The organism is Microcoleus sp. Pol11C2, assembly GCF_036701505.1.
GTDB lineage: Bacteria > Cyanobacteriota > Cyanobacteriia > Cyanobacteriales > Microcoleaceae > Microcoleus.
In genome coordinates this window covers 1-14112 of sequence record NZ_JAUBQX010000034.1, presented here as the reverse complement: position 1 = coordinate 14112, position 14112 = coordinate 1, and the positions used below count along the sequence as shown (strand labels likewise).

The following is a 14112-nucleotide window of genomic DNA, read 5'->3' as shown; positions in this document are numbered from 1 at the left end:
GTTTCCCGACTCGGCCCATTCCTGACAACTTAAGACTAAAACCCATAATAAATGTCGCTTTTATTCGACTCTAGATCCCCCTAAATCCCCCTTAAGAAGGGGGACTTTGAGAAGAATCTTGTCCCCCCCTTAATAAGGGGGGTTAGGGGGGATCTCGCAGTTCGCGACAAAGAAGAGAGACGGTTGGTTTAACGTTAAGTTGTCACCCCTTGGGTAGAGCCTGGGAACGCAGATGCAGAGGCTATGCCTCGCTGTAGAATTGTCACACTAAAAAACTTAGGAGAAAGAATGAAAAGGACTAAATTGAGACTGAAAAAAGTAAAGTTATTTCTGCTATCGCTTTGCTTTTTTACTGTTTCACTTGGCACGTTTAATTTGTTACCTTCCTTTGCGGCGGCACCCAAACACTACGACGAATTAACATTTCCCCCGCTGGCTGAAATTAAACTGCCTAAATACACTCGCTTCGAGCTGAAAAATGGCATTCGGGTGTATCTGATGGAAGACCGGGAACTCCCGCTAATTGAGGGAACGGCGCTATTTCGCACGGGCGAGCGCTTTGAACCTGCCGATAAAATCGGATTGGGAGGATTGACGGGAGAAGTGATGCGAACTGGCGGCACGAGCCGGCATACGGCTGATGAATTAAATCAGTTGCTAGAACAGCGAGCAGCTTCGGTAGAAACGGGGATTGATGTTGCTTCTGGTACGGCTAATTTTAGTGCTTTAGCTGAAGATGTGGAACCCGTGTTTGACTTATTTGCGGAAGTGATTCGGGAGCCAATATTTGCTCAGGAAAAGTTAGATTTAGCGAAGAATCAAACTCAAGGTGCGATCGCCCGCCGCAATGACGATCCTGACGATATTACCGGCCGCGAGTTTCAAAAGTTAATTTATGGATCTCGCAGTCCTTACGCGCGCACGGTAGAATACAAAACCCTCGCCAATATTTCCCGCGACGATTTGGTGAGTTTCTACCAGAAATATTTCCATCCCAAGAATATGATTTTGGGTATTTCTGGCGACTTTGACACTTCTAAAATGCGATCGCTAGTCGAGCAAAAATTCGGCAACTGGCAACCGAGTCAAAGTGCAGAAGTGCCTGCACTACCAACCGTATCGCCAGCAAATGGGGGCGGCATATTTTTGGTAAATCAGCCACAATTAAGTCAAAGTTACGTGCAAATGGGACATTTGGGCGGAATGCTCAGCAGTCCAGATTACGGTGCTTTGGACGTGATGAATGGGGTTCTCAACGGTTTCGGCGGCCGTTTGTTTAATAATGTGCGATCGCGCCAAGGCTTAGCTTATTCAGTATACGCGGCTTGGAGTCCGAGATATGACTATCCGGGGGTGTTTTTCGCTGGAGGCCAAACGCGATCGGACGCAACAGTACCGTTTATCCAGGCAATTCGCGCCGAGATCGATCGTATCCGCACCGAACCAATTACCCCGGCAGAATTAGCTTTTGCTAAAGATTCCACCCTGAATTCTTTCATTTTCAAATTTGAAAATCCCAGTCAAACTTTGTCGCGATTAATGCGCTACGAATACTACGGTTATCCCGAAGATTTCATTTTTCGCTACCGCCGTAGCATCGAAGCAGCAACAATTGCCGACGTGCAGCGCGTAGCTAAGACTTACTTGAAACCGGAGAATTTGGTAACATTAGTAGTGGGAAATAGTGCGGCAATTGAACCGCCGTTATCGACTTTGGGAACTTCGGTAAAAGTGCAATCTGTTGATATCACAATTCCCCCAGCGACTTAATTTATTTGTGATTAGGAGTCGCAGATCCGAGTAAGGACACGGCAATGCCGTGTCCCTCCTCTTTGCCTCACAATTTTCAACTAAAAATCAATACTCAAAGGCGCTCTCGGAAACGGAATCACATCCCGAATATTCCCCATTCCCGTCATAAACTGCACTAACCGTTCAAATCCCAAACCAAACCCAGCGTGAGGCACAGTACCGTAGCGCCGCAAATCCAAATACCACCACAATTCCTCCTTATTCATACCCTGCGCTTCCATGCGCCTCTCCAACACATCCAGCCTTTCTTCCCGCTGCGAACCGCCGATAATTTCCCCAATATTAGGAGCCAAAACATCCATGGCTCGCACGGTTTTCTCGTCATCATTTAAACGCATATAAAATGCTTTAATCCCGACGGGATAATCGCTGACAATTGTCGGCTTTTTAAACAAGTCCTCAGCCAAATAACGCTCGTGTTCCGACTGCAAGTCTAAACCCCAACTTACCGGAAAATCAAACTTTTTGTCGGCTTTTTCCAAAAGTGCGATCGCCTCTGTATAAGTAATCCGCTCGAACTGATTATTAATGATATTTTCAGCAGTAGCCAAAACCGTTTTGTCAATTCGCTCGTTGAAAAACTCCATATCTTCGGGGCAATGATCCACAACGTATTTAAAAATGTACTTTAAAAACGCCTCAGCCAAATCCATATCTCCCTGCAAATCGCAGAAAGCCATTTCCGGTTCAATCATCCAAAACTCAGCTAAATGTCGCGAAGTATTAGAATTTTCAGCTCGAAAAGTCGGGCCAAAAGTGTAAACATTGCCGAAAGCCATCGCCATAACTTCCGCTTCCAACTGGCCGCTAACTGTTAAATAGGCGCGCTTTCCAAAAAAGTCTTTAGCATAATCAACATCTTGCGAATCAGTGCGCGGCACATTCTTTAAATCAAAGTTAGTAACAGCGAACATTTCCCCCGCACCTTCGCAGTCGCTAGCAGCAATAATCGGAGTATGAACCCACAAAAAGCCGCGTTCTTGAAAAAATTGGTGTACCGCCGCCGAACAAGCATTGCGGACTCGAAAGACAGCACCGTGGGTGTTTGTGCGCGGCCGCAAATGCGCGATTGTCCGCAAAAATTCAAAGGAATGCCGCTTTTTTTGCAACGGATAAGTTTGCGGGTCTGCATCGCCGTAAACTTGCACTTGTGAGGCTTTCAACTCAATTCGCTGTCCCTTCGCCGGAGATGCTACCAGCACCCCCGACACTTCTAGAGATGCACCTGTATTCAGTTGTTTCAGTACATTTTCAAAGTCGGGCAAATCGGAATTTATGACTACTTGCAAGTTAGCCATCGCTGAACCATCGTTGACTTCGACAAAGGCAAATTCTTTCAATTCGCGCTTAGTGCGAACCCAGCCTTGAACAGTTACAGTTTCGTCGGGTTCACCTGCTCGCAAAATTGCTGCTATACGTTGATTTGCCATAATATCCACTCCTGTTTATTTAATATTTATTTTGCACCATATTTCTCTCTTTTCTCTTCCTCTGCGCCCTCCGCGCCCTCTGCGGTAAATAAAAAAATCAAAAATCCCAACATTGTTCAACCTGCATAGGATTTCAAAATCCAACCGATCAAAATACCGAGTCCCCCAAAGCGAACTGCTTGCCAAAAAGGTTGTTTTATGCTTCCCCAAGAAAACAGGCTGCTTTCTAAATTCAACTCGATAGTTTCCAATTCTTGCTCAATTTCCTGCAATTCTTTTTTGAGTTGCGGCAATGGATTTCGGCGTCCCGACTGGCGGATTTCTTCGCGCCGATGGCCGAGTTCGACTTGGCGCTGTCGATCGACCTGAATTTGAGTGTACCGTTCTTTGACTGCCGCGAGCGATCGCTCAACTGCTGCGAGCGCTTGAACAAACTCACTTTCTTGCTCTTCCGGATTTAACTCTGACGGCTGTTGAGGCATTTCGATCTGCAAACCTGACAATAATAATAAAAAAAACCGATTTCCAATTAAGTTGTTATTATATGCAGTATATTTTTTAAATTCAGAAACGGCAGCCAAATCTCTATAATTGCCACCTATGCTTGAAACTACACAAACAACCCAAACTGTCAACCTCAACGAGCTCAGCACGGTAGAACTAGCCCAAGCTCTAGCCGCGCGCCTCGCCATCCACGAAAAAGATTGGCACCGCCTCAAAGGCAACCGTTCCGCGCGGGCCTGCGAACAAGCTGCGGCCGCTTTGGTCTTTTTGCTCAAAAAACAGCCCGAAGAAGCTCTCCCGCGCTTAAACCAAGCGGCAGGATGGCTGGATCGATCGATATCTGCTCCTCCCTGTCCCACCCACGGCAAATAATTAGATTGTTTCGTTCTTCGTAACGCTTGGCGGTTTTGACTTTTGGCTTGAGTAGTCGCTCAAAACTTAGACAATCGCGCCGCTCGATCGAGCAGCGCGATTGTGAGTTCAAAAGATTTATACTTTTTTAACTCAAAAGTCACATTTTGCATTATGATCAGCTATCAATAGCCAGAGCGTTCAAATTCTCACTGCAAAGTTCAGCCCGAGAACGAAAAATTTTCCAGGTCTAGCTGAGGTGAAAACTGCTGCTTTCATAGCGGTGCTAGCGCAAGCGAGGCAGTCGGTAGCGACTGGGAAGTTCTTTGCACAGCCGTAACTCTGTACCTTGAGAATTCCACTCTACCCGATCGAATATTTGGTAAAGAATAAACAACCCCCTACCACATTCCTGTTCCACATGAGGTAGTCCAGAGTTATCTGCAACGTCCTCTGCTAGGAGATTGTCGCAATCATCGGTATAAAGGTTACAACTGCAAGGGGCTTTAAAGCCAGAACCTTCATCCGATATCACCCACCAATATTGGTTTTGGACGATCGAAAAACGGACTCCAACAGTTTTACCGGGGTCTAATTTGTTTCCATGCTTAGCAGCATTTACCAAAGCTTCTTGAAGCCCTAACCGCAATTCCGCTTGCCAGTAATCTGGCACCTCTGCTAGGAGCAGATCCAAAATAGGACAAAGGTATAGAGTAGAAGCGAAGCTAATCGTAATCCAATTGCGTCCGACGGGACGAGGTGAAATAGCAATCACTCAGAAAACTCCCTAACTTTCAGGTGGATAAAGTTCACACCCTGCATAGTTGGCTCCCTAATATTCAAAATGCTAATTAATTGAGCGGCGCAGCTCTACTTCTATATTAGAGTATCAAAGCAATTAAGAACAGCAAACAACGTCACAAAATATTCAGCGATTCTGAGAAACTTCTGCAGAGAACCATCAGTAATTTTACTTATAACTTTTCCCAGCCCTGAAATTTTTGAGCTCAGCTTTTGCCAACTCGCAACCAAACGGTTCGCTGCATCCCCCAAGCGGTCAACACCTCTTTTACAAACGATCCCCACCTTTAAAACCTCGGAAATAACTATAAAAAAGTCGATCCCTTGACGCTCGCCAATCAGGTTCGACCCTCACCGCCAAGCTTTGCACCCATCGCCCCAGAGCTATCTCTTACCGCCACACAGCACAATCATCATACCTAGGTGTGTTGCAGCCAAAACCCGATTTATTTTCCCAAATGCGATCGGGCAAAACATCTCCTCTGGCTGCGACCCTCACAAAATCAATATTCGTTACAAAACTTATTAATCCTGAGTGCGGAAGATCGCCAGCTCTCAACTCGCTCACATTGACGAATCCTTTGCTAGCGCAACCCCGGCGCGGATGCCAAACTTTATAAATCTGAGCGTCGCGATACAATAGTTAAAGTAAATAATTATTTCTTTACATCATGCAAACAACCCCAGCCATCACCACAGCCCCCATAGCCGGCACTTACTGGCAGTGGCGGGGGCATTCAGTATACTACGTTCGATCCAGCGATCGGCATCCAGAACGCCCTCCCCTGCTGTTAATTCACGGTTTTGGAGCCTCCACAGACCACTGGCGCAAAAATATCAGCGGCCTGAGCAAAGATTTTGAAGTCTGGGCGATCGACTTGATTGGATTCGGGCGATCGGCAAAACCCGAATTACAGTACAGCGGCGACCTCTGGCGCGACCAACTCCACGACTTTATCACCAACATCATCGGCCGACCCGCCGTACTAGCCGGGAACTCCCTCGGAGGCTACGCAGCCTTGTGTGTAGCAGCCCAGCGCCCCGAATCAGCAGCCGGACTCATATTAATCAACAGCGCCGGCCCCTTCAGCGAACCGCAGCCCGTACCCGAAGCCCCGCCCTTGCAAAAAGCCATATCTGCAGTAGCTAAAACCTTATTTCAGCAAGATTGGGCAAGTTTTCTGCTGTTCCAGTACGTGCGCCAGCGATCGACAATTCGGAAAACCCTAGAAAAAGTTTATCTCGACCAAAGCGCCGTCACAGACCAATTAGTAGAAGAAATTTACCTTCCCTCCTGCGATCCCGGTGCCCCCAAAGTATTCGCTTCCGTATTCCGAACACCCCAAGGCGAAAAAATTGACGTATTACTTAGTCAATTAACCTGCCCGTTGCTAATGCTGTGGGGAGAAGGCGATCCGTGGATGAATTCCACAGAAAGAAGCGCTAAATTTCGCAAACACTATCCGCAGTTAACAGAACACTTTATCAAAGCTGGTCACTGTCCCCACGACGAAGTACCAGAACAGATAAACGAACTGATTCGCGCATGGATAATTGACCAATAGTCGATCGGCACATAGATAATTTTTCCCCTGCCATCTCCTCCCTCGGAGAGGGGGAAATTTATCCGATTTGCAGTAAAAATCTATTTATTGTGCCAACACAAACGCGGTTAAATTCTACTCACATATTCTGAGGAGACGGAAACAATGACCCGCAAAAAGACTCGCCGCAATTTTATATTGAGCAGTATAGCTGTTGCCAGCGGCATTGCAGGTGCTAAGGCGATCGAACAGCAGGATCGCGAAATCGCAGCCGCACCCAATAACAAGGCCGCAGCCACAGTAAAAATGCCAGAACGAGTGTTAGGCAAAACCGGGGTGAAAGTGCCGATTTTCGGTTTGGGTGGGGCCGGACAAACACCGCTTTCGCAGCCGGGAAGAGAAGCAGAAGCAGCGGCGCAAATTGAACGCGCGATCGAACTAGGCATTCGCTATTTTGACACGGCGGCCGAGTACGGGCCCAGCGAAGAAAACTTAGGCAAAGTTTTGCCACCATATCGATCGCGCCTATTCCTAGCCACAAAAACCTCCGCCAGAGACAGAGATGGCGCGTGGAGAGACTTAGAGCGATCGCTCAAAAGATTGAAAACTGATCGGATCGACTTGTGGCAACTCCACCACGTCTCATTCCAAGCCGAATTAGACCAAATTTTCAGTGCCAAAGGAGCAATAAAGGCGATCGAAGAAGCCAAACAGCAAAAAATAATTCGTTTTTCCGGCATCACCGGACACCACGAACCAGCAATTATTGCCACAGGCTTGCAGCGTTATCCTTTTGACACAACATTAATCTCCCTCAACGCCGCCGAAAAACATCACCCGCGCTCCTTTGTTACCAGCGCTTTACCAGTAGCCAAAGCAAAAAATATCGGCGTCATAGCCATGAAAATACCAGCTTACGGCAAATTATTTCAGAACGGTGTTTTAGATGGAATGCACCAAGCAATGGGCTACACGCTTTCACTTCCCGGCGTGCACTGCTGCGTCATCGCCGCCGACTCAGTAAAGCAATTAGAAGAAAACTTCAAAGTCGCCCAAGCATTCAAACCCCTGAACCAAACAGAAATGGCAGCACTTGAAAAACGCACCGCCGCCGCTTGGCAAGAAAATACATTTTTCCGACAGTGGACTTAAAATACTAACTCTAAAATCCCCTTTTTCCTCTGTCTTTATTGTGGTGTGTTTATGGTGGCGCGGGCGTCTCGCCCGTGAATCATCTTATGTGCGATCCTCTTCGAGGGCTTCGCTAACGAACGAATGCAATCAAATTGTTTTCTAGTCTGGACTTGCTCCATCATAAAACTACTAGGACTCAAGTCCTGACTACAAACCTGCAACGTTTAGGTTAGGTAACTTTCTTTTATCTGCGGTGAAAATATAGCAACCGCCAAGCCGATTAGGAGATTTTAAATTGCTCAAACCATTGCGATTATTGCTTCTTCCTTTTTCCTTTTTCCTTCTTCCTTCTGCTATACCTCAAATCAAAAAACAAGGCGACCTGGTGTGAGCACCTTGTTTTTTATCATAAAAAATGCAATTTGTCAACAGCAAAAAGCTACTTTTTTTTCCGTTTAGCCTTATCTAACCGCCTACGATCGCGCCACTCAACAGAAGTCAAATAAGCCACCCCGCCAGTCACCGTCACCAGCAGTACAAAGGCCACTAAAACGAGAAAATTAGCAATCGAAAATTCCACAACCCCTCTTCCTCTGATTTTACATTTTCTACTTTCGATTTTAGATTAAAAATGTTAACAATTAACAGTTAAATGTTGACAGGTAACTGTTAACTGTTAACAATCCCTTCAAATTGCTGGCAACTCTTCCAAAATGGTAAACCTCACATGATTAATTGCCAGACTACCCACGGAAACATCCTCCTTGTTTAAAGGAAGACCCCCGCTCGTAAGACCTTGAAATCGGATTCCCTTGCCAATTTCTACGTGATACCAAGCCAAACCCATAAAAAATCGCAACGGATAAGGGCCTCTGTCTTGAATATCATCAGGATTAGATTCCATCGGCACCCAGCCAAAACCCGGAATGTAAAATTCCAGCCAAACGTGATTGAAATCCGGCTCCAACGAGACACCTTTTCTGTCAGCAAAAGCCGGACACTTGTAGCGGCCGATCGTGCGGCAAGCAATCCCGTTTAACCTAGCCAAAGCTAACAAAAGTCCCACGTATTCGCCACAGGAACCGATACCGCGACGCAGCACAATATCGGGAGTGTCAATGTGAGGCCTAATCCCGTAAGAAAGTTGATCGTAAACAAAATTACGAATGCTCAGCAATTGCCTGAGAATGTTAGTTTCCGAGCCAATAGCCGCCGCAGCAGCCGATCGCACAATCTCCGTATCCATCGCCAAATTGTCATTGTCCACCAAATACTTAGCTGCAAACTCCGGCGACAGCTTCGGACTCTTTTCGACATCCCGAGGCGACAACTGATACTTAATCGATCGAACTTCTAACAAAGCCTTCCAGCCAAAAATTCGGCGTTCCCCAGGGTGTAGCCGATCGAACTTAAACACCGCCACCCGTTCTCCTTCCTGAATTTCCTCAGTAAAAGGCATTCCAATCGGCGTAATTTTCCTGACTTTTTGCCGGTGAGTTTCCGAAGGCAAAGCAATCCGCCACTCCAAATTTTCGATTTCTACCTCATCGAGGGGAGACAGTTCCTCCACATAGGACATTTCCATCAAAAAACCGTTTGACAGAGCGTAGCGCTCGGCTTCATTGTAGTGAAAAGACAAAGGCTGAATAAAAGTGCGATCGCGCTTCGTCAACTGAAAAGGATCTTCCGAATTCGGGTCATCCCGGATGTAAAGTTCATCCCCGGCATAAGCCACGTACAGAACCTCCTCCCCGGTTTCGGAATCCTTGTGAAAAGCCAAACCAGAAGGCGACTCAAAGGGAGTCAAAACGCTAAATTTAATCTCCCCAGTTGCCCGTTCCAAACAGTAAACAGTTTGCTCAGTCTTGTCGCAAACCCAAATTTCCTCATCCCGGACGGTGATATTTTCCACCCCTATACCGGGAGCGTAAAACCGAGTAATTTCCCGACCAGTTTTCAGGTCAAAAACCAGAATCGAGTTTAATCTCTGGCAAGTCGCATAAAGCGTAGATTTCCACACAGCAATCCCGTCAGCAGGATAAGAAAGTGAAACAAAATGTTCTGGTTTAAGTTCAGCGATCGCCCCGTCCCGAACTGCGCCCCGACAGCAACAAATATCCTCATCCCGCGCAAACCAGAGAGTATCTTCCGAAATAGCCAGCCCGGTTGCGCCCGCAAACTTAGCCGTTTGATAAGGATTCAAAACAGTAGTGTTGTCACTTTCTCGATCGATCTCCAATAGCAGCCCTTCGGCGCGATCGACAGCGAACAACCTATTTCCTAAAAAAGCAATGCCGTGCAGTGCCAAGACTCCGATGGGTCTGACCATCCGCAGCCCCGAAGGCTGTTTGTCCGAGAGAACAGGTGAATCGAGATTCATGCTAAATTTCTTGCCGGTATTGTACAGAAAACCTGATTTGTAACTTGTAGCCGATCGCTTGAGGTTCACCAGCAAAATTGCCGAGTTTCCTGATATCCAGGATTGACGCATCAACCGGGTGTTTTTACGAAAAGACGCGTTGTATCCTCTTGCTAGAGTTAAAAGAACCCGAATATGAGTCTTTGTCAAAGTTGGGTTTAACAAGCTCAACCCAACCTGCTGCCGTGAATGGAAGTAAGTATAACTACTAAGCTACCACTGACAAACGCGACACAGAATTCTATGTTGAGCACAGCGACCAAAATAATCGTATCTGCCTGAAGATATAAATTAAGTACAACAGATTACTATATCCATCAAAACCTTGGATAGAATAAAACCGTGCGATAAAGTTCCTAGGTTCATCAAAAGGCAGGTTCGTCATGGCTTTGAAGTCTGCTCTAAATATCGGTGCTCTTTCCTTAATTCTGTCTTTAGAGGCAGTTGCCGCCGGTAGTTTTTTAATACCAGCAGAGGCTCTCAACAGCCCCGCAAACATTGTCAAGCGCCCATCACGAGCGCAGCTACCCTTCAACTGGCAAACAGTTCAACCCCCTGAACCCAGCGGAAGCAGACCGAACATTCAGCCAACGGGAGCCACGTGGAATAGCTTTCAACCGCCGGAGGACGGAGTACCCGGAAGGCGGGAAGGGGGAGGAACCCGCGGCTTAGAATGCCCCACGGCCACAACTGCCTTGATTCCCCAATCAACTATGGGGCAAACCATATCAGCAAAACCAACATTTTTCTACTACCTTCCCGTAGCCCTCGACAAAACAGTTCAGTTTGAGTTAGCAGACCAAAGGGACAAAACACTATACAAAAAAAGTTTTCGCATGGTAACTAGCCGTGCAGGTGTAGTTAGCGTCAGCCTCGCCTCCGACGACAACTCGCCAGCCTTGGAAGTTGGCAAAAACTATCAATGGTACTTTACTATCAAATGCAACCCAAAAAATACAACAGATGATGTTCTCGTTTCCGGGTGGATCAACCGCACTGCTGTCGCCCCAAGCGTGAAAACAGAGTTGGATCGATCGTCCGAGCTCACCAAGCTCAGCATCTTCGCCCAACAAAGTCTCTGGTACGAGTACCTGGCAACTCTAGCCCAATTGCGTATCGAGTCTCCCAGCGATGCCAGTTTAGCGATCAAGTGGTCAGCAGTGCTCAACTCAGTCGAACTCGGCAAAATAGCCCAAGAACCCTTAGTCGCAAGTGAAATTACGCCTATCACAAGAAAATAATTCAATACCAGTTTCAAAAAAAGAATGCAACGGTACGCACGCCCCAAAGGGTGATATCCATCAGTCATTGGCCAATCTAAAATCTTAAATCTCAAACCTAAAATAGTATGAGGGGTGCAGCAAGTACGAAAAACTCAGTTTCGATCGCGGTATTTGGCAGTGCCCCAGATGATTTTTGGCTGTTGCGGGTTGTTTGGTCGATCGTCCTAAATAAATTAAAATTTTTGTACTGATCAGCAGTTCGGACTTCTGGCATCTTGAAAGCCGGACTGTGAAAATTTTGATGGTCAAATTTCGTCTAATACTAAATGATAAACTGGCATAGTCAAGCAGCCGACAAACTTATTTTAGAGAAATTATTAATTATGCGCCCGAATGCAAATATTGCACTATTTCGGTTGGGGATTTCACTTCTAACTTCGCTCCCGATGGTTTGCTTTTACGCCAATAAAGCTATATCCCAAACAAAGGATATTTCTCTGTTGCCCGTCGCCGCTGACAACTCAGCAGATACGGGCAATCAAGTATTAGCACTGCAAAAACTGGAAATCCAGCAGGATGAAACAGCAACAAACTTAAATCAGCTTCCCGATGCGATCGAGACCAACCCTGAACCAGAAACACAATCGAACCCCGCCGAGAACAGCCAAGATGCCTGTTCCACAATCGATGGAACGGCTTGTGGTGCGGGCATCTTGCCCGAACAAACAAATCTGGTTGACAACGATCCCCAATGTCAGAACCAGCTACATTGCAATCCAGTTTTAGCCCAGAACCAACCCTCGCTGCCTCCAAACCTGCCACCGCCACCGACGGAGCCCGATCCAAATCGCGATCGATTTCTGCAACCGGCCCCGCAGCCTTCCCCAGAACCTCCCCAAGTACCGCCCACAGTAGCGCCGCCGTCCCCGTCGCCAGTTCCCCCAACCCTCCCGAATACACCAATTGAGGTGCAGAAAATTCAAGTAGTTGGCAGCACAATTTTAAGCCAAGATGAAATTAATGCCTTAGTCAACCCCTTAGAAGGCCGTTCTACCACCCTAGAACAGCTCAAACAAATCGCCGACAAAATTACCGAAATTTACCTCAATCGTGGCTACATCACTTCGAGAGCAGTCTTGCCGCCCCAAACTATCACCGCAGGGGTAGTCCAAATTCAAGTGATTGAAGGCAAGCTAGCCCGAATTGAGGTAGAAGGAACTAAAAGATTGAATCCGAGTTACATCCGCAGCCGGATTCGACTCGGTGCCGGAATGCCTTTAAGCACAGCTTCATTAGAAGACCAACTCAGGCTGCTGCGAGTCGATCCTTTATTTGAGAATGTAGAAGCCAGTCTGCGGGCTGGGGATAATGAAGGCGAGAGCATTCTGATCGTCCGAGTCTTGGAAGCTAATCCATTTCAACCTAGTTTCAGCATTGACAATTACTCGCCTCCCAGTGTCGGTTCCGAAAGATTGGGAGTTAGTTTGCGGCACCGCAATATAACAGGAAATGGCGACGAACTGGCAGGGGCTTATTATCGATCGATCGGGGATTCAGACGTGTTTGATTTCAGCTATCGCGTCCCGTTAAATGCGATGAACGGCACTTTGCAATTGAGGGCAGCGCCGAATCGCAACAGTATCGTACAAGAACCTTTTAAGAGTTTGGACATTTCGGGAAAATCGCATTTATTTGAAGTTAGTTACCGCCAGCCACTACGGAGAACGCCGATCGAAGAATTTGCCTTGTCTATCGGTTTTACTTATCAGACAGGCAGAACTTTTCTCGCTGGCGAACCGTATTCTTTTATCGACCCGGACTACAGTAGTGTCACCACTACGAGCGCAATTAAGCTGGGACAGGACTACATTCGGCGCGACCCGCAGGGTGCTTGGGCCGTGCGATCGCAATTTACGATCGGCACTAGCTTGTTTGATGCTACTCAATACGAAGGTTCTGATCCCGACGGACAATTTTTTAGCTGGCTTGGTCAAGTGCAGCGAGTACAACGATTGAATGACAAACATTTATTAATTTTGCAGGCAGACTTGCAGTTGTCAGCTAATAGTTTGTTGCCTTCGCAGCAATTTGTAATTGGCGGCGGGCAATCTTTGCGCGGCTACCGCCAAAATGTCCGTTCTGGGGATAACGGCTTCAGAGTTTCGATCGAGGATCGGATTACTTTGCAGCGCGATGCTTCGGGAAATCCCAAACTTCAATTAGCTCCCTTTTTGGATGCGGGTACGGTATGGAACGTTGCGAACAATCCTAATAAATTAACCAATCAGACATTTTTAGCAGGTGTGGGTTTGGGGGTAATCTGGGAACCGATACAGCGGGTGAACCTGCGGGTAGATTACGCTTTCCCTTTGGTGAGAATTAGCGATAAAGGCGACAATTTGCAAGATAACGGCATTTACTTCAACATAATTTATACACCCTAAAGGGACTTACTGATATCTGGCAGCATTGTCAGCAACAGGCAAGATGGCTGTTCCACAAAATATAAATTTTCTTGTGGAACGGGCATCTTGCCTGTTCCTAAAAGGCTAATTGAGAATGGTGCAGCATATGAGGACTTAGGCACTCGCGGTGTCCTGACTGGGGGTAATATTAATTCCCACGCTACCGGAGTTGGTATTAGACCCAGGTAGCAGTTTCTTGAGAAAAATTAGCTCGCTTTACAAACCACATTCAGCCCGTCACAAAATAATAACATCGACGAGCCAACGCCCCGCCGCCGATTCAAGTTACTTCCCTTAACGTCCTTGCCTCACCCTTGACGCAGCTAATGACAGACAAAGATTATAAAAAATGATATAGCAATCCTAAATGATTTTCTATATTTATAAACAATCCTAAATAATTTTCTGTGTGTAAGTATATTGACGTAT

12 protein-coding genes are annotated in these 14112 nt (G+C 46.7%); 7 read left to right on the top strand and 5 right to left on the bottom strand.

The window, feature by feature from the left end:
- The first annotated feature begins 288 nt into the window (after nt 1-288).
- Nucleotides 289-1770, top strand: coding sequence for a pitrilysin family protein (locus QUA42_RS18735; RefSeq protein ID WP_333139025.1), 1482 nt, complete (start codon nt 289-291; stop codon nt 1768-1770).
- A gap of 80 nt (nt 1771-1850) precedes the next feature.
- Here the strand turns inward: QUA42_RS18735 and asnS are convergent, their stop codons facing one another.
- Together asnS and QUA42_RS18725 are read right to left on the bottom strand one after the other, a co-directional pair.
- Nucleotides 1851-3242: an asparagine--tRNA ligase gene (asnS, locus tag QUA42_RS18730; RefSeq protein WP_333139023.1), complete on the bottom strand. Its 1392-nt coding sequence runs from the start codon at nt 3240-3242 to the stop codon at nt 1851-1853.
- Nucleotides 3243-3358: 116 nt separating this feature from the next.
- Entirely contained in the window at nt 3359-3724 is a 366-nt protein-coding gene (locus QUA42_RS18725) for a DUF2203 domain-containing protein (protein WP_333069090.1), read from the bottom strand.
- 118 nt (nt 3725-3842) lie between these two features.
- Between QUA42_RS18725 and QUA42_RS18720 the strand changes: the two genes are divergently transcribed.
- Entirely contained in the window at nt 3843-4118 is a 276-nt protein-coding gene (locus QUA42_RS18720; RefSeq protein ID WP_333139021.1) for a DUF6439 family protein, read from the top strand.
- 265 nt (nt 4119-4383) lie between these two features.
- Here the strand turns inward: QUA42_RS18720 and QUA42_RS18715 are convergent, their stop codons facing one another.
- Complete coding sequence (locus QUA42_RS18715; RefSeq protein WP_333139020.1) at nt 4384-4872, bottom strand: anti-sigma regulatory factor; 489 nt, start codon at nt 4870-4872, stop codon at nt 4384-4386.
- A gap of 697 nt (nt 4873-5569) precedes the next feature.
- Here QUA42_RS18715 and QUA42_RS18710 point away from each other — a divergent pair.
- Both QUA42_RS18710 and QUA42_RS18705 read left to right on the top strand, forming a co-directional pair.
- A complete protein-coding gene (locus tag QUA42_RS18710) occupies nt 5570-6463 on the top strand; it encodes an alpha/beta fold hydrolase (RefSeq protein ID WP_333139019.1) in 894 nt (297 codons plus the stop codon).
- Nucleotides 6464-6607: 144 nt separating this feature from the next.
- Entirely contained in the window at nt 6608-7594 is a 987-nt protein-coding gene (locus QUA42_RS18705) for an aldo/keto reductase (protein ID WP_333139017.1), read from the top strand.
- Between the two features lie 421 nt (nt 7595-8015).
- Here QUA42_RS18705 and QUA42_RS18700 read toward each other — a convergent pair whose 3' ends face one another.
- Entirely contained in the window at nt 8016-8156 is a 141-nt protein-coding gene (locus tag QUA42_RS18700; protein ID WP_190736053.1) for a hypothetical protein, read from the bottom strand.
- A gap of 108 nt (nt 8157-8264) precedes the next feature.
- Nucleotides 8265-9956 carry a transglutaminase domain-containing protein gene (locus QUA42_RS18695; protein WP_333139067.1) on the bottom strand — a complete coding sequence of 564 codons (1692 nt, stop codon included), beginning with the start codon at nt 9954-9956 and terminating at the stop codon, nt 8265-8267.
- Between the two features lie 422 nt (nt 9957-10378).
- Between QUA42_RS18695 and QUA42_RS18690 the strand changes: the two genes are divergently transcribed.
- The 3 genes from QUA42_RS18690 to QUA42_RS18680 all read left to right on the top strand — a co-directional run bounded on the left by QUA42_RS18690 (nt 10379) and on the right by QUA42_RS18680 (nt 13662).
- Nucleotides 10379-11236, top strand: a complete 858-nt coding sequence (locus tag QUA42_RS18690; RefSeq protein ID WP_333139015.1) for a DUF928 domain-containing protein — start codon at nt 10379-10381, stop codon at nt 11234-11236.
- A gap of 107 nt (nt 11237-11343) precedes the next feature.
- Entirely contained in the window at nt 11344-11469 is a 126-nt protein-coding gene (locus QUA42_RS18685; RefSeq protein ID WP_333139013.1) for a hypothetical protein, read from the top strand.
- A 75-nt stretch (nt 11470-11544) separates the two neighbouring features.
- Entirely contained in the window at nt 11545-13662 is a 2118-nt protein-coding gene (locus tag QUA42_RS18680; RefSeq protein WP_333139011.1) for a ShlB/FhaC/HecB family hemolysin secretion/activation protein, read from the top strand.
- Nucleotides 13663-14112: the final 450 nt, after the last annotated feature.